Origin of the sequence: Halomonas sp. XH26 (assembly GCF_024138895.1) — a bacterium.
GTDB classification, from domain to species: Bacteria; Pseudomonadota; Gammaproteobacteria; order Pseudomonadales; family Halomonadaceae; genus Vreelandella; species Vreelandella alkaliphila.
On record NZ_CP071889.1, the window covers coordinates 2,245,722 to 2,267,893 of the forward strand.

The window sequence follows — 22,172 nt, forward strand, 5'->3', positions numbered from 1 at the left end:
AGCACTCAATCGAGATCGTAGCCCAAGCTCTTTAATGCCCGCTCGTCATCAGACCAGCCGCGCTTCACTTTTACCCATAGATTGAGCATTACCTTGGTACCCAAGGCACGCTCCATATCTAGGCGGGCTTCGCGACCAATGCTTTTAATACGCTCGCCATTCTCACCGATCAAGATAACCTTTTGCCCCTGACGTTCGACCAGAATTAAGGCACTGATATGGGTCACACGCTCGGTTTCACGGAACTCTTCGATTTCCACGGTCATTTGATACGGCAGTTCATCACCAAGCTGACGCATGACTTTTTCACGCACCAACTCAGCCGCCATGAAGCGCAAGCTCTTGTCAGTGATTTGATCTTCTGGGAAAAAGTGAACGCTCTCTGGTAAGTATTTGGCAACTTCCTGTTCGAGCGTATCCACTTGGGTGCCATGCTTGGCAGAAATAGGTACAACCGCAGCAAACTCACGACGTGCACCTACTTCAGCTAACCAGGGTAACAAGTCACTTTTATCGTTTAAGCGATCTACCTTGTTGACCGCTAGGATCACCGGTGCTTTCACGTGCTCAAGCCGCTTTAGCACGGCTTGATCTTCATCCGTCCAACGGGTGCGGTCGATAATAAACACCACACAGTCAACATCACGCAACGCCTGTGTTGCCGCTTGATTCATAAAGCGGTTGATCGCTTTATTGCGGTCTTTTGACATGATGTGCATGCCAGGCGTATCAACATAGATGAACTGTGTCTCTTCTACCGTCTTAATGCCCATTACCTGATGCCGCGTGGTTTGAGGGCGACGCGAAGTAATAGAGATCTTTTGCCCTAGAATCCGGTTCATGAGGGTTGATTTGCCTACGTTGGGCCGCCCAACGATGGCCACGAAGCCGCAGGTTTGACTCATGACTTGTCTCCAGGTGTTTTTTCAAGGTGGAATAGCGCTTCTTCAGCTGCCTGTTGTTCAGCATGGCGGCGGCTGGGACCTTTACCAGTGGTATGCTCGGTTAGCAAATCAATGTAGCACTCCACGGTAAAGGTCTGGGCATGCGCCTCCCCCTTTACAGAGACTACTTCATAGCGTGGCAACGCTGCCTGACGCGATTGCAAAAATTCTTGCAGACGTGTTTTGGGATCTTTTTGTGTATCTTGTAGCGAAATATTTTCAAGCCGCTCGGCGTACCATGCCAGCACACGTTGACGAACTACGTCCATGCCCGCATCTAAATAAATAGCGCCAATCACAGCTTCTACTGCATCAGCCAAAATGGATTCGCGGCGATGCCCGCCGCTCTTCATTTCTCCTGAACCAAGCCGTAAGCATTCGCCGAACTCCATTTCTCGAGCCAACTCAGCCAATGTCTGGCCTTTTACCAAACGCGCTCTAAGACGTGATAACTGTCCTTCCCTAGCCTGAGGGAAACGTTGAAAAAGCGCCTCAGCGATTACAAAATTGACGATAGAGTCACCCAGAAATTCCAGGCGCTCATTGTTACGACCACCGTAGCTACGATGGGTCATGGCCAGTTCCATCAGCGTTGGGTCACCGAAGGTATGGCCGATTCGTCGGCAAAAAGCGGTTAAGGAATTACTCACAGTGCTCCTACGTCGTTGACGTTAACTAATATGACAGCATTAACAATTTCTAAACTATTTTTCATTCAATACGCCGCACGCTGGTAAAGCTAGGCAAGCCACCGTCCCAATGCATCCAAACAGCAAATGCTCTTCCAACAATATTATCTTCAGGAACAAACCCCCAATAACGGCTATCGTTGGAGTGGTCACGATTATCACCCATCGTGAAATAGTGCCCATCCGGAACAACCACTTCACGCATCTGGGGGCCAGGATCACGGGGGTTATTATATATATAGTGGCTAATGCTACCTAATTGCTCTTCCAATAATAGTTGCTGTGGCGAAAGCGCGGGACCTTCTTCAATTAAAGTTTTATTGATGGGTTCACCGTTCACATACAGTTGCTTCCCCTCATAACGAATACGGTCGCCCGGCAACCCTACCACACGTTTAATAAAGTTGACCGACGGCTCTTCTGGAAAGCGGAACACCATCACGTCTCCGCGCTCAGGATCATCAACCTCTAAAAAACGGCTGTGCAGCACCGGTAATCGCAGGCCGTAGGCAAACTTATTCACCAAGATAAAGTCACCCACTTCAAGCGTCGGCTTCATTGATCCAGATGGAATTTGAAACGGCTCAACAATAAAGCTCCGTACGACAAGCACCACCAGCAGAACTGGAAAAAAAGAGCGGGAGTAATCAATCGGCCACGGTTCTTTTAGCAATGTCTCTCGCGTTGTTTCATCCAAGCCTTCCGTGGTAGCTGCTTCAGCAGTGGCTAATCGCTCACGCCGCTTAGGTCTAAACCAAAGCACATCTAGCAAATATACTGCCCCAGAAAGTGCAACGGCGATCACCAGTAGTAATGAAAAATCCATGTGGGGTAAGTATCCCTAGTCGTTTACCTTGAGCACAGCAAGGAAGGCATCCTGGGGAATTTCAACACGCCCCACCTGTTTCATCCGTTTCTTACCGGCCTTCTGTTTTTCCAATAGTTTCTTCTTACGGCTTACATCACCGCCGTAACATTTGGCCGTCACGTTTTTACGCAGCGCTTTGACTGTTGAACGCGCAACAACCTGGCCACCAATAGCGGCTTGAATAGCCACATCAAACATTTGCCGCGGAATCAGCTCTTTCATTTTTTCCACTAGCAAGCGACCACGGTTATGCGCATGGTCACGGTGGATAATGACGGCCAGTGCGTCAACTTTATCGCCGTTGATCAGCACGTCCAGGCGAACCAACTTAGCCGCTTCAAAACGTTCGAAGTTGTACTCAAGTGATGCATAACCACGAGAAATAGACTTCAAACGATCAAAGAAATCCATGACCACTTCTGACATGGGCAGCTCATAGGTTAACTGGATCTGATTACCCAGGAACTGCATATCTAATTGCGTACCGCGGCGCTGCTCACACTCAGCAATCACGTTACCAACATACTCCTGAGGAACCAGAATACTGGCGCGCACGATGGGTTCACGCATCTCATCAACGTCTGCCATATCAGGCAATTTCGAGGGGTTCGATACGTATTGAATCTCGCCGTTTTTCATGGCGAGCTCATACACCACTGTCGGCGCTGTAGTCAGCAGATCAAGATCATATTCACGCTCTAAGCGCTCTTGAATGATCTCCATATGCAGCGTACCCAGGAAGCCGACGCGGAAACCAAAGCCCAATGCATCCGAGTTTTCCGGCTCATACTCAAGAGAAGCATCATTGAGCGCAAGCTTCTCAAGCGCGTCACGAAAGTCTTCGTAGTCATCGGCACTAACCGGGAACATACCTGCATATACCTGCGGTTTCACTTTTTGGAAACCAGGCAAGCGGGGAACATCAGGGGTTTTGGTGTGGGTGATTGTATCGCCCACCGGTGCTCCGTGGATCTCCTTAATGCCAGCGACAATGAAGCCTACTTCACCAGCGCGCAGAATATTGGTCTCTTTGCGAAGCGGTGTAAAGATCCCTACCTCGGTGGCCCCCCAATCACGCCCTGTGGACTTGATGCGGATTTTGTCGCCTTTGCGCAATGTTCCGTCGAATAAGCGCACTAGAGAGACAACCCCAAGATAGTTATCGAACCAAGAGTCGATAATAAGCGCTTGCAAAGGTGCTTCTGGGTCACCCTTAGGAGGCGGAATATCCCGCACTAACCGCTCTAACAAGGCGTCGATGCCGATACCGCTTTTAGCCGACACTTGGCAGGCATCGGTGGCATCCAAACCGATAATTTCTTCGACTTCCTGTGCGACACGATCAGGGTCAGCCTGGGGCAAATCAATCTTGTTAAGTACGGGGAGTACTTCCAAGCCTTGTTCAATTGCAGTGTAACAGTTAGCAACCGATTGAGCCTCCACGCCTTGTGCGGCGTCTACCACCAACAGCGCCCCTTCACAGGCGTAAAGAGAACGCGACACCTCGTAAGAGAAGTCCACGTGCCCAGGCGTGTCAATGAAGTTGAGTTGATAGACTTCACCGTCTGCAGCCGTGTAGTCAAGCGTGACGGACTGCGCCTTGATGGTAATACCACGCTCGCGCTCAATATCCATGGAGTCGAGCACTTGCTCCTTAAGCTCTCGCTCGGTCAAACCGCCGCAGGTCTGAATCAAACGATCTGATAGCGTCGATTTACCATGATCGATATGCGCGATGATGGAGAAGTTGCGTATGTGCTTGAGCTTTCCGCTGGAAACGTCTTGAGACATCGAGTGTGTTCTGCCTTATGGGTGTGCAAGGTGTAGCTGGCTTTATAGAGCCAATATGCGCAGGCAATAAAGATTGCCGCACGACTACTTTGCCAATGTTCGTCAAAAAGATAAGCGCTATTGTAGCGATATGCGCGGGATAGGAACAGCAGTCCGGCGAGAACCGCCGGACTGGAGAGACAATCAGTGGATTACTTTAGACGTAATGCCACAAATAGCGAGCGTCCATCTCGATACAAGCGCAATGGAATTGCACGATCATCTGGCAGTTCTTCAACAATTCTCAACAGCTCATCTGCTGAAGCAACGCTGCGATGATCAATGCTGACTAATATATCGCCCACACGCAGCCCCGCTTGCGAGGCAACACTGTCGGGGTCAACCTGACGCACTTCCACGCCACCACCAATATTTAGGCGCTCACGGGTTGCCTCATCAACTTCTACCACAGCCACACCCAGACGAACCTGATTATTGCTGCTCGAACTATCGCTATGACCAGCTTCTGAATCAGGCCAGCTACCCAGTTCAAGCGTTTCGGTCACCTCTTCACCATCGCGCATCAGTGTTAAATCCACATCACTGCCAGGAGCAACGCGACCAATCAGACGCGGTAACGTGCTGGAACGATCAACCTCTTCACCGTTCACTGCAATAATGACATCCCCTGCTTGAAGACCACCTTGCGCCGCGGGCCCATCCGGATCTAGGTCAGCAATCAGCGCGCCAATGGCTTCCTCCATGCCAAACGACTCAGCAAGATCACGAGACACAGGCTGAATCATTACGCCTAACCATCCACGGTTCACGTGTCCGTCTTCACGTAGCTGGTCAGCCACGTCCATGGCGACATTAATGGGAATAGCAAAAGAGAGCCCCATGAAGCCACCGCTACGCGTAAGTATTTGTGAGTTAATACCGACGACTTCCCCTTCAAGGTTAAATAAGGGGCCACCGGAATTACCTGGATTAATGGCAACGTCGGTTTGGATAAAGGGTACATAAACATCACGAGGCAGCGTGCGGTTAATAGCACTCACAATGCCAGCAGATACAGAGTGGTCAAAACCAAAGGGTGAGCCTATGGCAGCCACCCACTCACCGACTTTTAACTCATCGGAGTCGCCCAGATCAAGCACTGGTAAATTGTTGGCATCCACCTTCAGTAGCGCAACATCTGTTTGCGTATCGCTACCCACTAGCTCTGCGGTTAGTTCTCGACGATCGTTTAATCGCACAAGAATTTCATCAGCATCTTGAACCACGTGAGCGTTCGTCAGCACGTAACCATCCGCACTAATGACGAAACCAGAACCAAGTGACTGACGCTCTTCACTGCGGTTTGGCCCTCGACTAGGGGGAGGCGTAGGAAAACTATCGCCAAAAAAGTGGCGGAATATTTCGGGGATATCCTGGCCACCGAACCCTTGAATAGAAGGCCCAGAGCTACGCTGAATCGTCCTGCTAGTAGAAATATTGACCACACCAGGGGCAGCGTCTTCTACCAATTTGGTAAAGTCTGGCAAGTTCTGCGCGTGGGCATTTTGCCCAACGAACAAAAATATAATAAAGCACAACCAAAGTGCGGAAGGAAAAACCAAGCGCTTCATGCAACAGCTCCTAATCAAGCAAAAGTACTAACCACGTACTAAACACAAGGGAGTGCAACTCTCAGCGAGTTACAGGAGTATTAACTGACCAGACGCGGGCGGAAGCGTTCCACTCGTCCGCGTAGTAGATATTTCAGGATGACGACAGAGCCAATTAACGTACTAAAAAATAGCATCGCACAAACCCCATCACTCGCCCCCATTCCTGACGCCGTACCCGTAATGATGATGGTAAATAGGAGAGGCAATGCATAAACGAGCAGCGCCAGAATACTTACATCACTTTTAGTAACGGTGAACGAAACTGAGCTACCTATTGGATAAAGGCTTGAATATTGCGAGGGCAAACCGCCCGGATCAATGACGGTGCGTGGTTGACGGCGAGCTAACAACCCTGCGCCACATCCACGCCCTTCAGCACACTGTTGGCAAGCGACATTGCTCGACACATCTACCACTAATCCTGCTCCAGAGTGAGCAATGACGGTGCCTGAGCGTACGATAGCATTGCAATCTATAGTGTTCACAACGATGTACCTGGTTATTCAAATTGCACTGACTGAACAATGCGCTGCAACAATTCAACGGGCAGCTCGCCGATGCCCACTAATTGCCAGCTCTGATCTCCGACATCAATCAACAACACAGCAGCATTAGATACACCGACTCGATGAAGACCTTCCTCCAACGCTGGCTGACTGGCGGGCGACACAAACACGCTCACCGCCGCTAATCCGTCGCTATACACACGCTGGCCGCTTTGCTGCCCTGGCTCCAATGGCTGCTCGACAAATCCTTCAGGCAGCCAAGTTGCTTGCCAAGGCTGGTCAAGCATCTGCTCATCGGTGGGTCTGGGCACTTCACCACTATAGGCGGTAGGAGAGCGAAGCTGGGTAACTTGGAAGGTTTCAAGGACACGGCCTTGAGCATCACTAAGCACATGCTTAAGCAATAGTCCTGTCGCTTGATCGATCCACCAAGTATGTTGATATCGCTGGCTATCGATAGGCGAAAAGCGAAGCTCTACAGCATCACGCTCGGCGACTCGTGTTTCATCCTGAAGCGTTATGTCATAGTACTCGGCAACATGCTCTGCCCATGCTTCTGGTGCAGATACTGAGTCAGACTCGCCAGCTGGGAACCAAGCTAAATGCCCAGCGATGGAACGGCGCTCAACGCTAACGGACGGACCATCCAAATGCTGCACAACTTGTTGGCGAACGCCATCTCGCACACGGTGGGAGAGCGCCAGCGTTCTAACCCCTATAGCATCAATAGAAACCGCACGCGCTTGAAACTCAAAGCAGTGCCCAGCATAGACACTAGCCACTCATGAGCAGTAGTGAAAGGGGCTTGGCTGGGAGCATCTGCGCAGGAAAGCGATGGGTAGCTATCAGCTTTCAAATGGAGAGGCAGTAAACAGGTGCTCAATACGCACAGGCCAACTGCAAGCCTACCTCTACCTCTCCCGTAAAGATATTTACCTATCACGTTTCCAGCCACGCGGGCCCTCACTTGGTTAAAAAAGTTGGCCAACGCACCTAATATTAACGTTGTCCTAAAGGCTCCGTTACTGAAGAAGAGCGCATTAATGGCATCCAGCTATCACCACTTCCACCGGCAGCACCCTGCGCGTGCTGTTCAAGGTACGTCTTAAGCAGGCGAATCTGGTCAGCATCAATAGCCAGTGTCTGCTGGGCCATATCCCCCTGGGGCGCATGGGGTGTTGAGAACCCAGCGTCGCTGACATTCATAAAGCCGCCTTGTCCAGACTGACCATTCACACGAAACGGCGTTCGTTCAAACATCGGCATTTCTGATGGCGTCATGGAAGCGGGCTGAGAAGCCGCGAGATTAACAGGCTGAACCTGCACACCACTGCCGGTCTGGGCAGCAATGCTATCGCCTGCACTCTGCGCGCTACCTGACGTTGTGTTGCCGTTGTTAAAGAACTGCACCCCGGTAATCACCATCAGTGAAACGGCAGCCGCCACCCCGGCACCACGGGCAAAGGAAAGTCCACCAGAACGAGTGGGAATAACCACGGTGTCGTCTTCAAGGGCTGGAGCAGGTTCATCGCGCAATCGATCCATAATGCCAGCGGAAAGATCGATGCTCACATCAACATTTCTTTCACGCTGCATCATGCTGCGCGCCAAATGGTAGCGCCGCCATGTCTCTGCCGCATCAGAATCGTCAGGCAATGACTTCAACACTCGGCGCAATTCAAGCTCGTCACTTTCGCTATCCATCAATGCTGAAAGCGACTCCCGTGTGTTATGACTCATACTTCACACCCTCACACTGTGTTATTAGAAGCGCTGCGGTGGCACTGCTACCCAGTGTTTACCACCACAGCCACTCCACAGGCCAAGACCTCGTTTCAAATCGCCAATTCCTAAACGCTTAATTATCAGCAGATTAAACTGTTTGACTACTGAACATTGAACGTTCACTTGGCGCTTACTCGACCCAACTAAGATCGTCAGGTTCTATGACGCTTCACTTTCCAGACAGTTCACAAAAAATGTAAAAACGTAATCAAATGTGAATTTAAAGCTCTGCTCCTACAGCTCTCTGCCCCTTACTCATCACGACTATTCCGGGCCGTTGTCACTAATGGGCGTATATGCTCATCAACCGCCTCGCGGGCGCGAAAAATACGCGAACGCACGGTTCCTACGGGGCATTGCATCACTTGGGCAATATCCTCATACGCAAGACCATCCAGTTCACGCAGCGTGATCGCTGTACGTAAATCATCTGGCAGATTTTCGATGGCTTCGTAAACGGCTGCTTCCAACTGATCCCGAGCAATCGATGCCTCTGGCGACTCTGCGTCAGCCAACCGTCCACTTTGGTCAACCATTTCAGCATCGACAATATCCAGATCACTGCCGGGCGGTCTACGCCCCCGAGACACTAAATGATTTTTGGCAGTGTTAATCGCGATACGGTACATCCATGTGTAAAACGCACTTTCCGACCGAAATTTCCCCAGTGCTCGATACGCTTTGATAAAGGCTTCTTGCGCCACGTCTTGTACTTCGGAATGATCGTGAACATAACGTCCGATCAATCCAATAATTTTGTGCTGGTATTTTTTGACCAGTAGATCGAAAGCGCGTGTATCACCTTTTTGGGCACGTTCAACCAACTGCTGGTCTGTTTCACGAGTGCCCATTCACACCCCCCTCCCGCTCGTACGACTTACGCCGAGCGTTATCTCTCTTCGCCCTTTCATGTGGGCCTTCACAGCAAGCAGCATAGTGTCCCTTGGGCATTAGTTAATCTTAATGATGACAGATAATAATGAATGATTCGCTAACCACATTCAGTGTGAAAAAGTATTCAATGGTACTTAGTGTTGCGCGTTCTTAGCGGGGCATCAAGCGCTTACACACACTCCCCCCCTCATTCCGCTCAACTTGACCCACAGCCCCCGCAAATCTTGACCGTGACACTTTTCGTCTAGATCAAGTTCCGTAACAATTGATTTTTACCTGCCTGACACGCCATAGTAGAGCCACTTTTAGTCCATAGCGCACGCACAGGTAGCAAGATGTCAGATCAGCAGGTTAGTAATCTTAACGTCCTTGCACAGGATGTTCTCACCACCCCCGAAGCCCTTAAAGAGACTATTCCGCTGACAGAAGCTGCGGAACGCTCTGTTATTGAGGGCCGCCATACCATCCAAAACATCCTCGATGGTAAAGATCACCGGCTTCTCGTCGTTGTAGGTCCATGCTCCATCCATGATGTCGATGCCGCACTGGACTATGCCCGCCGCCTGCGTAAATTGGCAGATCAAGTGAGCGACAGCCTGTTCATTGTCATGCGCGTCTATTTCGAAAAACCCCGTACCACAGTAGGTTGGAAGGGGCTGATAAACGACCCTCATCTTAACGACTCTTTCGAAATTGATGAAGGCCTCCATATCGCGCGCAAGCTACTTGTCGATTTGGCTGAGCTTGGCCTGCCGCTCGCAACGGAAGCGTTAGACCCGATCTCCCCCCAGTATATGCAAGACTGCATTAGCTGGTCTGCGATCGGCGCACGCACTACAGAATCGCAAACCCATCGTGAAATGGCATCAGGGCTCTCCTGCCCAGTCGGCTTCAAAAACGGCACCGACGGCAGCCTCGACGTCGCTATCAATGCCCTGCAGTCTGTTGCCAGCCCGCATAACTTCCTGGGTATCAACAACGCAGGCCAAGTTGCGATTATCCGTACACGGGGTAACGCTTACGGCCACGTCGTGTTGCGCGGTGGTAATGGCAAGCCAAATTACGATAGCGTCAGCGTTGCTCTGGCTGAAAAAGAGCTTAAAAAAGCTGATCTTTCAGCCAACATTATGATCGACTGCTCTCACGCCAATTCTAACAAAGATGCTGGCCTACAGCCGCTGGTGCTCGAAAACGTCACCAACCAAATCCTAGAAGGCAACAAGTCCATCATTGGCCTGATGGTTGAATCAAACATTGGCTGGGGCAACCAGAAAGTTCCTGCCGATCTTAGCCAGCTAACGTATGGTGTTTCCATCACCGACGCCTGCATTGATTGGGACACAACGGTAGAAACCTTTACCCGCATGAACGACAAGCTTGCACCAGTGCTCGCCCAGCGTATCGCACAGTAAAAAACGGCTAGCAACGCTAGCCATAAGCGCCCCGCAAGGTAATTCGCCTTAGCGGGGCGTTTTTATTGCTACCTTTTATTACGGCATGATTTCTCGCTTGAACGGCGGCAGTGCATCTAGCAACGCCTGGCCATATCGACGCGTAATCACCCGGCGGTCCAACAGCGTAATGACACCGCGGTCGCTCTCCTTACGGATCAATCGCCCACAGGCCTGCACTAGCTTGATTGACGCATCTGGAACGCTAATCCGCATAAATGGGTTACCGCCCTGGCTTTCAATCCATTCGGCAAGCGTAGCCCCCACAGGATCATCTGGCACTGCGAATGGCAGCCGGGTAATCACCACATGGGTGAGATAGTCGCCAGGCAAGTCGATACCTTCAGCAAAACTAGCCAAGCCAAAAATGATGCTCCCATTGCCATCATCGACAGCCGCGCGATGACGCTCAAGCAATTCGTGCTTGGGTAACGCATCCTGCGCTAACACCCGCCCCTTAGCCGCCGCAGGCAAGGCTTTTTCCACTGCTCGCAATTGCGCCCGGGAAGAAAACAGCACCAGTGCAGCTTCGTCGTCTCCCAGTTGGGTCACGAAATTCACAATGGCGCTTTCATGGGCATCACGATCACTGGGATCGGTCGCCTCCTTAGGTACGCGCAGAATGGCATTGGCGTAATCAAAGGGGCTCGGCAACGCCTGATAGCGATAGCGGTTTGCTAGCCCAGCGCGCTCTTGGATTCGCTCAAAACGCCCCAGCGCGGTAAGTGTTGCTGACGTTACTACCGCGCCATGGCAGCGACCCCACAAATGTTTCGCAAGGGTATGCGCCGCGGATACGGGGCTTGCCGAAAACTCAATTTCCGGCTCTCCTGCCACACGACTAAGCGTAATCCAACGAGCACTGGGCGGCGCATTGGCAGCATCCTGCTCACTGAACGCTTGCCATAGTGAATGGGCATCAAGCGAACGCCCATGCAGCAGTGCAATCAGCGGCAACCACGTGTCGGCTTGATCCCTATCCAACCCTGTTTGCTTATCAGGGTCGAGGCTTTCGCGCAGGATATCGCTAATGCTCTCCAGACTGCGTGACAGCGTGGCGAACATAACCAGTAGTTGCTGAGCTTGTTCGCGAAGCGCTTCTGGTACCTGACCCTTTTCAAAACGAAGTTGATGATTAGCTTCTTCATCCGACAAGCCGTTTTCCCGCCCAGCCAGCTGGTGCCCCATGCTAAACACATCGCCCAAAGCGGGCTCTAAGCTATGCAGCAGCTCAGGTAGCCCAGCGAGCAAACGCGCAATCGTCGGCTGAACTGCTAACCCTTGATGCAGATCGGTTAGACTGCTTTTCAGTGTTTTTAACCAACGCAGGCAACCATGCACCGCAAAGCGATGGGCAAAGTGGGAAAGTGCCTTATCCGGCAGGTGGTGGCCTTCATCAAAGACAAAAATGCAGTCAGCGGGATCAGGTAGAATCGCCCCACCCCCCAGTGCTAGGTCAGCAAGAACCAAGTCATGGTTGGCCACGATTATATCGGCATCTTCCAGATCACGCCGGGAACGGAAAAAGGCGCAGGCACCGAAATGACCACAACGACGCCCGGTGCACTGACGATGATCCACCGTAAGCTGTCGCCAATGACCGTCGTCGATCGACGCCGACCATGTATCGCGATCACCTGCCCACTCACCTTTTCCGTAGGCTTCGGCCAGATCCGTGGCTAATAGGGAAAAGTCACTGCTGTGGGATTGAAGTGACTGCTCAAACAGCGACAGTGTCGGGTTCGGCTCAGAGCCTTCTAACGCCTGATCAAGGCGCGCAACACATACGTATCTGCCACGCCCTTTTGCCAAGGCGTAACGAAAGGCAATACCGCTATGACTGGCAAGCGAAGGCAAGTCCTGATTAAGCACCTGCTCCTGCAGTGCCACCGTCGCGGTGGAAACAATCAATCGCTTTCCCTGCGCCTTAGCAATCGGCAATGCGGCAATCAGATAGGCAAGCGTTTTACCGGTTCCAGTACCCGCTTCCAGCACGCACACATGATTATCGTTTGTGCGCTTGCCTTCACTATCCTGCTCAATGCCACCTAGCGTACGAGCGATTTCTGCGATCATCAGACGCTGGCCGTAGCGTGGTGTCAGCTCAAGCTTTTCCACCACGCGACGATAGGCGTCTTGAATATCACTTTTCAGCGCATTATCGAGCATGCGCGTTACAGCATGCCTTCCGGCGGATGTTCGCAGGGCAGCTTACCGTTAATGTAGCGCTCAATTTCTGGTAGCGAGAACGCATCTTCTTCGCCAACAAAACTAATCGAGACGCCTTTGGCACCCGCACGACCGGTACGTCCAATGCGATGAACGTAATCTTCTGGGTCTTCCGGCAGCGTGTAGTTGATCACGTGGCTGACATCTTCAATATGAATACCACGCCCTGCGACATCAGTTGCCACCAGCACTTGGATTTCTCCCTCACGGAAGCTCTCCAAGGTTTTGATGCGCTGATTTTGTGGCACGTCACCAGACAGCATAGCAACACTGACGCCTGCTTTTTTCAGCAAATCATCTAGCTTGCGCACGAGATCACGACGGTTACCAAACACCATCACGCGCTCGAAGCTCTCCTGCGTCAGCAGGTTAACCAACAGTCGCTGCTTGTCGTCATCAGAGACTAGATAAACACGCTGATCGATATCTGCCTGGTTCTCAACGGTGACTTCAATCTCTACATGAGCAGGATCGAGCGTCCATTGACTCGCTAGGCTTAAGATATCGTCGGTGAAGGTTGCCGAGAACAGAAACGTCTGGCGCTCCTCTTTCTTAGGCGTATAGCGAATAATACGTTTCACATCGGGAATAAAACCCATGGAAAGCATGCGATCCGCTTCATCCAATACCAACACCTCAACTTCGGAGAGGTCAATATCGCGCTTCTGGTGGAAATCCAGCAAGCGACCGGGTGTTGCCACCAGGATATCGATCTTCTTACCCAAGCTGTCGCGCTGCTTTTGATAGTCCATACCGCCGACAACACTGGCCACATTGAGCTGCGTGAAGCGAGCAAGCGCTTTAGCATCTTTTTCAATTTGCAGTGCCAGCTCCCGGGTAGGCGCAATAATCAACGCACGGGGTGCGCCTTGTTTTTGGCCATCAGGGGTCGGCTCTTCCAGAAAATAAGCCATTACCGAGATCAAAAAGGCGGCGGTTTTTCCGGTGCCTGTTTGCGCCTTGCCGACAATATCGCCACCCAGCAACGTGTGACGCAGTGCCTCTGACTGAATAGGCGTGCAGTACTCAAACCCTTGGGCATGAATGGCACGCATTAAAGGCAGCGGTAAATCAAAGTCATGGAAGCGCCACTTGCCGGCAACGGCGGGCACCTGAAACTGACGAAGATCCCAGTTCGATTGACGACGACGCGGCTTCCGACGGCGGCGTTTAGGCTTGCGGTTCTGGGCCGATGCTGTGGTCTGTTCCGACTCGCTCATAGGCTGTGTATCTGTCCATTGCTGTGGATGTTAGGCATCACGAAGTGCGCATTGTACCAGGGGTTGGCGATAAGAGCGCGTCCTGCTGTCGAAGGAGTGCGCTTGCCTGTTAGAATGAGGCATAAATTAACCCAAGGAGCGCGACATGACGCGTAAGAAAAAAACTCGTTCGCTAGCGGATAAGGTAACTATCCGCACTGGTCGCCGCAAAGATTACAAAAAATGGCGCCATGACAACCCTGACCAAGTGGCTCCTTCACGCCGCTTTGTGGCTAAGAAGCAGCAACAACGCAAGCTTCAAGCGGTGCGTAAACTGGCACGCCAGCAAGACGGGCAGAATATTGCCATCCATCCTGATAAAGAAGGAGACAACCCTTCAGGAGATCGTTCGTAATGCGTTTGGTCTCGTTTAATATCAATGGCATTCGGGCACGGCTTCATCAGCTTCAAGCGCTGATTGATACGCAGCAGCCAGACGTCATTGGCCTACAGGAAACCAAAGTACACGACAGCGAGTTTCCTCTGGCTGACGTTGAAGCCATGGGCTATCACGTTTTTTATTACGGTCAAAAAGGCCATTACGGGGTTGCCTTAATGTGTCGGCAAAAACCCCAAGCGGTATTTTATGGCTTCCCTGATGATGAGGAAGACGCCCAACGCCGGATGATTGGCGTACGGTTACTAGCCGATAATGGTGAACCGGTCACTGTTTGGAATGGCTACTTCCCCCAGGGTGAAAACGTTGAACACCCAACTAAATTCCCTCATAAAGCGCGCTTCTATCAGCAGTTGGCAAGCCTGCTACAAAACCAGCACCATCCTGAAGAACAGCTGGCGATCATGGGAGATTTCAACATATCGCCGGAAGATCAGGATATTGGTATTGGCGAACCAAGCCGCAAACGCTGGTTACGCGAGGGCAAAGCCAGCTTTCAGCCTATCGAGCGAGAATGGCTTGAAGGTATAAAAGCGTGGGGCCTCAGCGACAGCTATCGACTGTGCCACCCAGATAATAGTGAGTGGTTCAGCTGGTTTGACTATCGCTCAAAAGGTTTTGACCGCGAGCCAAAACGCGGCCTGCGCATTGACTACATTCTGGTGTCTAAACCGCTTGCCGAATGCGTCACCGGTGCAGGCATTGATTATGAACTGCGCGGTATGGAGCGGCCTTCCGATCACGCTCCTACCTGGAGTGATTTTGCGCTGATGCTTTCCCAGACAGACTAAGCACAAACAAGCCAAACACACATACGCCCCTTACGTTATTCGAGGGGCGTCTACCGAGGGCTTGTCACTTCACTCTTCAAAATTCGCCAACCACTGCTCTGCCTGATCATCACCCAGATTCGCCGCCTTGATAAGCGCTCCCTCGGCCTGATCATCTTGCCCCCAGCGATAAGCCAGCTGTCCATACTGCCGCCAGTCTTCCGCTTGCTGAGTGTTCTCAGCAAGTGCTCTCCAAGCGCTTAACGCCTTATCAACATGCCTCGCCTGCTGCCACGCCCCCGCCAGCAGCCGCAACGTTTCTTCATCACGCGCCAACACACCTTCTTGAATAGCCACTTCCAAGTGTTCACCTGCCCTAGCTGGCGTACCACCCGCTAAATGCAGACGAATTAACGTTAAGCGATCTTCGACCGTGGTGAACTTCCCCAGCTGCCACGCCATCTCCCACACGCCAGCCGCCACACCAGCCTGACCTGCTTGCTGGGCAAGCCCTGCCGCCTGACGCCAAGCATCAGGCTCGCTCTGCGCATTCAAATCACCCACTAGCCAACCGAGAGCTTGCTCGTTTTGTCCCGCATTGCGTAACACCACCGTGGTTAGTGCCTGCTGCGCGTCAGTCAATCCGCCTTTTTGCAGTAGCGGGGACAACCATTCAGCGGCGTCTTCCCAGCGCTCCTCTTCCGCTAATAAGCGAACGAGTCGCCACGCAGATTCATCGTAGTGCGGATTGCCCTTGGACTGGGTTAGCCACTGCTCATATAGCGTGATAGCTTCAGTGCTCTGGTTACCTGCACGACGTAGCGACGCCTCATCACGCAGCCAGCGTAGAATTTGGCTGCTAGGCACGCTAGGGCGCTGTCGTGCGCTGGCTAACTCATCAGCTGCCGCAACGTGATCACCTTGACGCACCAACGCACTCGCGGCGAGTTGATGATAGAGCGCACTCGCCCACTGGTCCGCACGATTGCCGCCAGCGAGGCGCTCTGCCTGGGATCGCGCATGTCGCGTAATACGGTTGAGCACATCGCTATCAGCCTCGCCGCTGGGCTGCTCAGCTAATTGGCTTTGCAACCCATTAAGATCGCGAACAATATCACCCGGCAGCGGTTCGTTCGCGTGCGCCATGACGCTTAGCGCGCTTAATACGGCGATTCCCACCCAACGCTGCATACTCTTTCCTCGACTGGCATTTTCAATGGACTGACTCAACGAACCATTCCAACAAACCATTCCAACAAACCATTCCAACAAACCATTTCAACGAACTATTCCAACGAGCTATTCCAACGAGCTATTCCAACGAGCTGTTCCAACGGACTAACTCAACGGGCTATCTCAACTGGAATTCAATACGCTGCGTGGCGCGACGAAGCTGCTGACCGGGTTCGAACTGCCAGCGCGCGATCGCTTCGCGGGCTGCGTCTTCAAACACTCGCCTCGGCTGTGCCCGCGTCACGCGAATCGTGCCGTTATCGACGCTACCATCTCGGCGAATAACAAACTCGACCTCCACAAAGCCCTCCATGCCCCGCCGCTGAGCACGCGGCGGATAAGAAGGGTTCACGCGACTGGTCGGAGCAACTTGCCCGACACTGACAGGCTCATTCGATGGCGCGGGCTCTGCCACTGGCGCGGCCTCACGCTGCGCTGTCGAAGGCGCAGGAGAAGGCGCTGCCGTTGCTGCTGGCTGTGGTGGCGCAGGGTCAGGTTGCGGCGCTGGTCGTGGAGACGGCTTCGGCGTGGGTTGCGGGGTGGGTTCGGGAGTAATTTCAGTCAGCTCTGGTAACTCACTCTCCAACTCAACCGGTTCCACTGGCTCGTCAGGAAGCTCTACCTCAGGTAGCGCAATCGTACTCTCAGCGATAGGTGCCGGCGCTGGCATAGGCATCGGCGGCGGTGTTACTGGCGCTGCCTCTGAAGGCGCAGGCGGCGGCGCTTCCTGCTCTGGCGCCATCTCTGGCGCTTCTATCATAGTCATCGACATTGACATTATAGGTTCTTCTGGCGAGCGCTCCGGGGCGCCACCAGTAGCGCCAACATCCAAAACAAGCCAACGGCTAAGGCAATGCCACCCAGTATCGAGAGGACATGACGAATCATGGTGCACTCCGGCTCGCTGCCACGGCGATCTGGTCAACACCCGCCTGCTTGAGGCGATCCATCACTTCAATCAACAAGCCAGTCGTGGATTCCCGATCGGCCTGGATAACAACGGAGCCATCATCACTCAACATGCCGGCGACCTGCTGGCCAATACGATGCACATCAACTGGCTTTCCATCGACCCAAACAGCCCCCTCCGGCGTCACAGCAATCAGTACCTGTGCGTCGGGGCGCGGGCTTGCCGCTGCCGCTTCGGGGCGTTCAATCTCAACACCGCTCTCTTTAATGAAACTGGTCGTCACAATAAAGAAGATCAGCATGATAAAGACAACGTCCAGCATCGGCGTTAGGTTAACTTCATTACTATCAGCCGTGGTGTCTATGGAACGGCGTCTACGCATCATTCTCCTCCAAGGCACGGGCTAAGCGGTCGTGTAACCGCTGGTCTTCGCGACGAATCACGTGCTCTAAACGACTAATAAACAGCAACCCCACCACAGCAATTGCCATGCCAGTTAGCGTGGGCAGCGTGGCACGGGCAACACCGTCGGCCATGGCCCGCGCCTGATGAGTATCACTAAGAGAAAGGCTATCGAACACGGTAATCATACCGGTGACAGTACCCAGCAAGCCTAGCAGTGGGCATAACGCTACAAGCAGTTTGATCCAGGGCAACGGGCGGCGTAGCTTAGCAACCAGCGCCTCTGTCCAGACATTGCGTAGCGTGCGTGCACTCCAGCTACGGTGATCACTGCGTGCAGCCCAGCGACGAATCAGTTGGCGACGGGCACGCCGCCAACTAAAGCGGTAATACCACCAGCGCTCAATTGCCATCCCAAACACCAGCACGGCAACGAATGCCAGCACCACTAAAACGGCACCACCGGCATCAAGCAGCCGCTCAACGGGCTCAAGCCAAAGAGGTAACGTGGGCATATTAGGTCACCGCTTGCGCATTAGCCGTCGACTGCGCTTCAAGATGGTCAGCTAAGGTGGCACTTGCTTCACCTTCAATGGCCTGGGTAATCAAGCGACTCCGACTCGCTAAGGCTGTCTGAGCAAATAGTAGCGGCACTGCTGTCACAAGCCCCAGCACCGTTGTTACCAGCGCCTGACTGATACCACCCGCCATTAGCTGCGGGTCGCCGGTACCGAACACGGTAATCGCCTGGAAGGTGACAATCATGCCGGTCACAGTACCCAGCAGACCCAGTAGCGGCGCAACGGCTGCCAACAGCTTAACAATCGGCTGGCCACGCTCGATACGCGGCAGTTCAGCCAACACCGCCTCATCCAACCTCGCTTCCAGTGCTTCCGGTGTTTGGTGCTTATCCATCTCCTGGAAACGCTGGAGCACGCGACCCAGCGGGTTATTAGCATTCGGTTGATCCAGCGCTTTACGCTGGCGGTGCAGCCGTGCACTGACGACGACCAGGTAAAGGTACTGCGCCAATGCCACTAATAGACCAAAGCCACCCAGCGCTACCACTACGTAACCGACATAACCGCCCTGCTGGAATCGCTCCCAGAGACTTGGCTGCTGAGCAAGAGCTTGCAACACGCTACCTTGGGTAGGATCAATGGCAAATACGCGGCTTTCACCTTGATGATAGGCCGCCAGCACATCACTGATTTCAGCAGGAGTATGCGGCACTTCAGCCAAGCCACCATCATCCTGGCCTTTCCTGAGCAACGCTGTGTCAGTAAACGCTGCAAAATCACCCAAGCGCACAACGCTTCTCGATTCAATCTCGCCACTGGCATCGGCCACCGGTAATTCAAGGCGCTCGGCACACCCAGTGCTCAGCGTTAGCGTCGCTAAACTGTCCACGACAGTTTCGATTTGTTGACGCTCCAGCACCTCGATCTCATTGAGACGCGGTGGTAACGCATTAGCATCTAGCGTCAACCAGCTATCACTGCCTAGTTCGTTACGCACCTCTTCGCTGTGCCGTGACAGATCCGCCAGTAGCGAGGTGAGCGCTTCGCCCTGCTCTTCCTGGCGCGCGGCCAGCGCTTGAGCCTGTTGCGCTTGTTCCTGCTGTTGCGCAGCTAATGCTACTTTCTGTTCTTCTGCAGCTTGATGCTCAGCCCGCGCCTCTGCTAACGCTTCATCCAGTGCCTCTTGATCTTCAAGGAACGACTGCAAGCGCGCTTGGTCACGCGCCTCAGCGGCTTCGCGAGCTTCACGTAACGAACCAACGCTGTCAGTTTGCGCCATTGCCATACTGCCGCCCAGAAGGCTTGCCAGTAATGCAAAACAGATTATGCTTCTGCGCGCGCCTCGCTGGCGTGTTAACAGACTCATTGCTGGCCCCCTGCGTGGTCGTTAGCAATAATGGAAAGCGGTAGGCGCAGCAGCTCTGGCGTGCGCTGATCGTCAGCAATACGTAGACCGTTACGCACCTCGCGGCGGGCGCTTTCATCAAGTGCCTGCCACTCACCGCTCGCCTTATCCCACATACCCCCTTCTCGACCATCAGGGGTTAGGTAATAAAAGCCGATTCGGCCAATGCGCAAATATTCCACTTCACGCGGATTACCTTCTGCTAATTGCAAACGACCACGCCAGCTATCCACTTCACGGCCATACGCCAATTCAGCACGCCAAGCTTCCAGCAAATTGGCAATGCGCGCCGCACTTTCTGAAGGCTGCTGCTCAGTGGGTTGAACACGCGCCAAACGCTCGGCTTTCAGAAACGGCAGGTCAGACTCGATCCAACTGATTAGCTGCTCTGTCATATCCTGCTCAACAGCAGGCAGCGCGGCGCGCGTGTCGCTTAACGTATCGAGCGCCTGACCAAGGCGCTGCTGGCGCTCGGCTTCACTGGCCAGGCGGCCACTTAAAGCAGCATTGGATGCTTCCATCTGGCGGGTTTCCCGCTCTAGGCGGCGTAGCTCTTCAATCGCTGAACGCGTGGCGTCATCAGCCTCATCAATTTGCTGCTGAAGTGCGGACTGCGCTTGCTGGGCCTCGACACTCTGGGCCGCTTGATCGACTGTCTCATCACTTGCCATTAGCGTACCGCTGACCAGCACTCCGGCAAGCCAGCCTCCATGCAAGGCAAAGAAAGGCCTTTTCAGCACGTTACGTCTCCGTTACTGATTAGCACGTCGCCATTAACGGCGCGCTAGAAACTCATTAGGTATAATGAACGATTTGCGTTTCGTTTAAGCAGTGCATAGCCTAACACTAATAGAATAAATGACAATATTTATCATTAGCATTCAATAGTGCTTCGCTGCAGACCGTCACTCCAGCATAAAAAAGGGCGCCAAGTGGCGCCCTTCAGTAAAGACATAGGGTCTGTAAAAATACAGGTTCAGTAAAAACACAGGGGCAGTAAAATACAGGGAAAGCGCTTCTAAGCAGCAACCACAACATGCTGTTTGGTCAGCGGTGCCAACGGCAGCTTTAATGCCTCTTCGCGGGTTACCCAAACCGTTTCAGCAATCTCCGCCCCAGCATGGACAGGCTGATCAATCACCAGACTGAACAACTGCGCTTCAATCACGGTGTCTGGCTCATTGGCTGCTAAAGCACGCTGCATGCCCAAAGGAAGTAACTGATCACTTGCTATACGTAAGCCAACTTCTTCCTCTAACTCACGGCAGAGTGCCGCTATGGCTTCCTCTCCCTGCTCAATTTTACCGCCTGGTTGCATAAAAAATCGCGCGCCCTGCTTGCGTACTAGTAGCAAGCGCCCTGAAGAGTCGCTCACGACTGCCGCTGCTATTTTCAGCAAATTCTGCGCCTTATCAATATTGCCCGACACTGCTCCCTCCTTGCCTCATCAAGCTATCAACGACGTTGAAAAGCCGCCGATGGTAAGCTTAAAACGCCCAGTCGTCGTCTTCGGTGGCAACGGCCTTACCAATCACGTAGGAAGAACCAGAACCGGAGAAGAAGTCGTGGTTTTCATCCGCACTCGGAGAAAGCGCGGCCATAATGGTTGGATCGACGTCGGTGACGCTGCTGGGGAACAACGGTTCAAACCCGAGGTTCATCAGCGCTTTATTGGCGTTGTAGTGAAGGAATTTCTTCACGTCTTCCGTTAAACCCACCTCATCATAGAGCGATTCGGTGTAGCGCACTTCGTTGTCGTAAAGTTCTAGCAGCAGCTCATAAGCGTAGTCTTTCACTTCTTGCTGGCGCTCGGGCGTGGCTTCTGCCAGCGCTTGCTGGAACTTGTAGCCAATGTAGTAGCCGTGCACGGCTTCATCACGAATGATCAAACGAATCAGATCAGCCGTGTTGGTCAGCTTGGCGTGGCTCGACCAGTACATCGGCAGGTAGAAACCCGAGTAGAACAGAAATGACTCAAGGAAGACGCTAGCCACTTTACGCATTAACGGATCGTCGGAGCGGTAACGCTCAAGAATCAACTCAGACTTCGCCTGCAGCGTCGGGTTTTCTTCACTCCAGCGAAACGCATCATCTACATCCCGCGTCGCGCACAGTGTTGAGAAAATCGAGCTGTATGAGCGCGCATGCACCGATTCCATAAAGGCAATATTGGTATAAACCGCCTCTTCATGGGGTGTGCGTGCATCCTCCATTAATACCGGCGCTCCCACGCTGCTCTGGATTGTATCGAGCAGCGTCAGGCCAGTGAACACGCGAATCGTCAGCTGTTTTTCCTGCTGTGTCAGGGTGTTCCACGATTGAATATCGTTGGAGAGCGGCACTTTTTCCGGCAGCCAGAAATTGCTGGTCAGGCGGTTCCACACTTCCAGGTCTTTATCATCCTGAAGGCGGTTCCAGTTGATCGCATCGACCCGCGATAAGCGTTGCATAGTGGTCATCAGAATT

At 52.9% G+C, this 22,172-nt stretch carries 21 protein-coding genes and 1 pseudogene; 3 read left to right on the top strand and 19 right to left on the bottom strand.

Features of this window, described 5'->3' with window-relative positions:
* Positions 1–5: 5 nt before the first annotated feature.
* The 9 genes from era to rpoE all read right to left on the bottom strand — a co-directional run bounded on the left by era (position 6) and on the right by rpoE (position 9,086).
* Positions 6–905, bottom strand: coding sequence for a GTPase Era (era, locus tag J4377_RS10410; protein WP_095603119.1), 900 nt, complete (start codon positions 903–905; stop codon positions 6–8).
* On the bottom strand, positions 902–1,594 hold the full coding sequence (gene rnc, locus J4377_RS10415) for a ribonuclease III (protein WP_009722084.1): 693 nt from the start codon (positions 1,592–1,594) through the stop codon (positions 902–904). The genes era and rnc overlap by 4 nt, the downstream gene beginning before the upstream one ends.
* A gap of 61 nt (positions 1,595–1,655) precedes the next feature.
* The gene (gene lepB, locus J4377_RS10420; RefSeq protein ID WP_038485188.1) at positions 1,656–2,459 is read right to left on the bottom strand and encodes a signal peptidase I; all 804 of its coding nucleotides are present in this window, start codon (positions 2,457–2,459) and stop codon (positions 1,656–1,658) included.
* Between the two features lie 15 nt (positions 2,460–2,474).
* Positions 2,475–4,292, bottom strand: a complete 1,818-nt coding sequence (gene lepA / locus J4377_RS10425) for a translation elongation factor 4 (RefSeq protein ID WP_038485191.1) — start codon at positions 4,290–4,292, stop codon at positions 2,475–2,477.
* 191 nt (positions 4,293–4,483) lie between these two features.
* A complete protein-coding gene (locus J4377_RS10430; RefSeq protein ID WP_253485473.1) occupies positions 4,484–5,902 on the bottom strand; it encodes a DegQ family serine endoprotease in 1,419 nt (472 codons plus the stop codon).
* 80 nt (positions 5,903–5,982) lie between these two features.
* Positions 5,983–6,429 (bottom strand): SoxR reducing system RseC family protein, encoded by a 447-nt coding sequence (locus J4377_RS10435; protein WP_245846638.1) that lies wholly within the window; start codon positions 6,427–6,429, stop codon positions 5,983–5,985.
* A 14-nt stretch (positions 6,430–6,443) separates the two neighbouring features.
* The gene (locus J4377_RS10440; RefSeq protein WP_253485475.1) at positions 6,444–7,232 is read right to left on the bottom strand and encodes a MucB/RseB C-terminal domain-containing protein; all 789 of its coding nucleotides are present in this window, start codon (positions 7,230–7,232) and stop codon (positions 6,444–6,446) included.
* A gap of 217 nt (positions 7,233–7,449) precedes the next feature.
* Positions 7,450–8,190, bottom strand: coding sequence for a sigma-E factor negative regulatory protein (locus J4377_RS10445; RefSeq protein ID WP_253485478.1), 741 nt, complete (start codon positions 8,188–8,190; stop codon positions 7,450–7,452).
* 296 nt (positions 8,191–8,486) lie between these two features.
* Positions 8,487–9,086 carry an RNA polymerase sigma factor RpoE gene (gene rpoE / locus J4377_RS10450; protein WP_038485199.1) on the bottom strand — a complete coding sequence of 200 codons (600 nt, stop codon included), beginning with the start codon at positions 9,084–9,086 and terminating at the stop codon, positions 8,487–8,489.
* Between the two features lie 378 nt (positions 9,087–9,464).
* On the opposite strand from rpoE, the gene J4377_RS10455 reads away from it, so the two are divergent.
* Complete coding sequence (locus J4377_RS10455) at positions 9,465–10,541, top strand: 3-deoxy-7-phosphoheptulonate synthase (RefSeq protein WP_038485201.1); 1,077 nt, start codon at positions 9,465–9,467, stop codon at positions 10,539–10,541.
* Between the two features lie 78 nt (positions 10,542–10,619).
* Here J4377_RS10455 and dinG read toward each other — a convergent pair whose 3' ends face one another.
* Both dinG and rhlB read right to left on the bottom strand, forming a co-directional pair.
* Complete coding sequence (dinG, locus tag J4377_RS10460) at positions 10,620–12,749, bottom strand: ATP-dependent DNA helicase DinG (protein WP_038485204.1); 2,130 nt, start codon at positions 12,747–12,749, stop codon at positions 10,620–10,622.
* A 5-nt stretch (positions 12,750–12,754) separates the two neighbouring features.
* Positions 12,755–14,029 carry an ATP-dependent RNA helicase RhlB gene (gene rhlB, locus J4377_RS10465; protein WP_038485207.1) on the bottom strand — a complete coding sequence of 425 codons (1,275 nt, stop codon included), beginning with the start codon at positions 14,027–14,029 and terminating at the stop codon, positions 12,755–12,757.
* Between the two features lie 145 nt (positions 14,030–14,174).
* Between rhlB and J4377_RS10470 the strand changes: the two genes are divergently transcribed.
* Entirely contained in the window at positions 14,175–14,423 is a 249-nt protein-coding gene (locus tag J4377_RS10470) for a hypothetical protein (RefSeq protein WP_038485210.1), read from the top strand.
* Positions 14,423–15,256 (top strand): exodeoxyribonuclease III, encoded by an 834-nt coding sequence (xthA, locus tag J4377_RS10475; protein ID WP_038485213.1) that lies wholly within the window; start codon positions 14,423–14,425, stop codon positions 15,254–15,256. Before J4377_RS10470 ends, xthA begins: the two co-directional genes overlap by 1 nt.
* 69 nt (positions 15,257–15,325) lie before the next feature.
* On the opposite strand, the gene J4377_RS10480 is transcribed toward xthA, so the two are convergent.
* The 8 genes and pseudogenes from J4377_RS10480 to nrdF all read right to left on the bottom strand — a co-directional run bounded on the left by J4377_RS10480 (position 15,326) and on the right by nrdF (position 22,165).
* Complete coding sequence (locus J4377_RS10480; protein ID WP_370687183.1) at positions 15,326–16,465, bottom strand: hypothetical protein; 1,140 nt, start codon at positions 16,463–16,465, stop codon at positions 15,326–15,328.
* Positions 16,466–16,586: 121 nt separating this feature from the next.
* Positions 16,587–17,356: pseudogene (locus J4377_RS10485) on the bottom strand (TonB family protein).
* Positions 17,353–17,760, bottom strand: coding sequence for a biopolymer transporter ExbD (locus J4377_RS10490; protein WP_038485222.1), 408 nt, complete (start codon positions 17,758–17,760; stop codon positions 17,353–17,355). The pseudogene J4377_RS10485 and the gene J4377_RS10490 overlap by 4 nt, the downstream one beginning before the upstream one ends.
* The gene (locus J4377_RS10495) at positions 17,753–18,295 is read right to left on the bottom strand and encodes a MotA/TolQ/ExbB proton channel family protein (RefSeq protein ID WP_089037770.1); all 543 of its coding nucleotides are present in this window, start codon (positions 18,293–18,295) and stop codon (positions 17,753–17,755) included. The genes J4377_RS10490 and J4377_RS10495 overlap by 8 nt, the downstream gene beginning before the upstream one ends.
* Position 18,296: 1 nt before the next feature.
* Entirely contained in the window at positions 18,297–19,667 is a 1,371-nt protein-coding gene (locus J4377_RS10500; protein WP_253485481.1) for a MotA/TolQ/ExbB proton channel family protein, read from the bottom strand.
* Positions 19,664–20,446, bottom strand: coding sequence for a DUF3450 domain-containing protein (locus tag J4377_RS10505; protein WP_038485231.1), 783 nt, complete (start codon positions 20,444–20,446; stop codon positions 19,664–19,666). The genes J4377_RS10500 and J4377_RS10505 overlap by 4 nt, the downstream gene beginning before the upstream one ends.
* A gap of 278 nt (positions 20,447–20,724) precedes the next feature.
* Complete coding sequence (locus tag J4377_RS10510; protein WP_253485483.1) at positions 20,725–21,135, bottom strand: NUDIX domain-containing protein; 411 nt, start codon at positions 21,133–21,135, stop codon at positions 20,725–20,727.
* 58 nt (positions 21,136–21,193) lie between these two features.
* Positions 21,194–22,165, bottom strand: a complete 972-nt coding sequence (gene nrdF / locus J4377_RS10515) for a class 1b ribonucleoside-diphosphate reductase subunit beta (protein ID WP_038485235.1) — start codon at positions 22,163–22,165, stop codon at positions 21,194–21,196.
* Positions 22,166–22,172 lie beyond the last annotated feature (7 nt).

Excerpts from the sequence above, each read along its gene's own strand:
- J4377_RS10470 (WP_038485210.1), top strand. The coding sequence starts at position 14,175 with ATGACGCGTAAGAAAAAAACTCGTTCGCTAGCGGATAAGGTAACTATC.
- lepB (WP_038485188.1), bottom strand. The coding sequence starts at position 2,459 with ATGGATTTTTCATTACTACTGGTGATCGCCGTTGCACTTTCTGGGGCA.
- dinG (WP_038485204.1), bottom strand. The coding sequence starts at position 12,749 with ATGCTCGATAATGCGCTGAAAAGTGATATTCAAGACGCCTATCGTCGC.
- J4377_RS10500 (WP_253485481.1), bottom strand. The coding sequence starts at position 19,667 with ATGAGTCTGTTAACACGCCAGCGAGGCGCGCGCAGAAGCATAATCTGT.
- nrdF (WP_038485235.1), bottom strand. The coding sequence starts at position 22,165 with ATGACCACTATGCAACGCTTATCGCGGGTCGATGCGATCAACTGGAAC.
- rpoE (WP_038485199.1), bottom strand. The coding sequence starts at position 9,086 with ATGGGCACTCGTGAAACAGACCAGCAGTTGGTTGAACGTGCCCAAAAA.
- J4377_RS10430 (WP_253485473.1), bottom strand. The coding sequence starts at position 5,902 with ATGAAGCGCTTGGTTTTTCCTTCCGCACTTTGGTTGTGCTTTATTATA.
- J4377_RS10455 (WP_038485201.1), top strand. The coding sequence starts at position 9,465 with ATGTCAGATCAGCAGGTTAGTAATCTTAACGTCCTTGCACAGGATGTT.
- rhlB (WP_038485207.1), bottom strand. The coding sequence starts at position 14,029 with ATGAGCGAGTCGGAACAGACCACAGCATCGGCCCAGAACCGCAAGCCT.
- era (WP_095603119.1), bottom strand. The coding sequence starts at position 905 with ATGAGTCAAACCTGCGGCTTCGTGGCCATCGTTGGGCGGCCCAACGTA.
- J4377_RS10490 (WP_038485222.1), bottom strand. The coding sequence starts at position 17,760 with ATGCGTAGACGCCGTTCCATAGACACCACGGCTGATAGTAATGAAGTT.
- J4377_RS10445 (WP_253485478.1), bottom strand. The coding sequence starts at position 8,190 with ATGAGTCATAACACACGGGAGTCGCTTTCAGCATTGATGGATAGCGAA.
- xthA (WP_038485213.1), top strand. The coding sequence starts at position 14,423 with ATGCGTTTGGTCTCGTTTAATATCAATGGCATTCGGGCACGGCTTCAT.
- J4377_RS10495 (WP_089037770.1), bottom strand. The coding sequence starts at position 18,295 with ATGCCCACGTTACCTCTTTGGCTTGAGCCCGTTGAGCGGCTGCTTGAT.
- lepA (WP_038485191.1), bottom strand. The coding sequence starts at position 4,292 with ATGTCTCAAGACGTTTCCAGCGGAAAGCTCAAGCACATACGCAACTTC.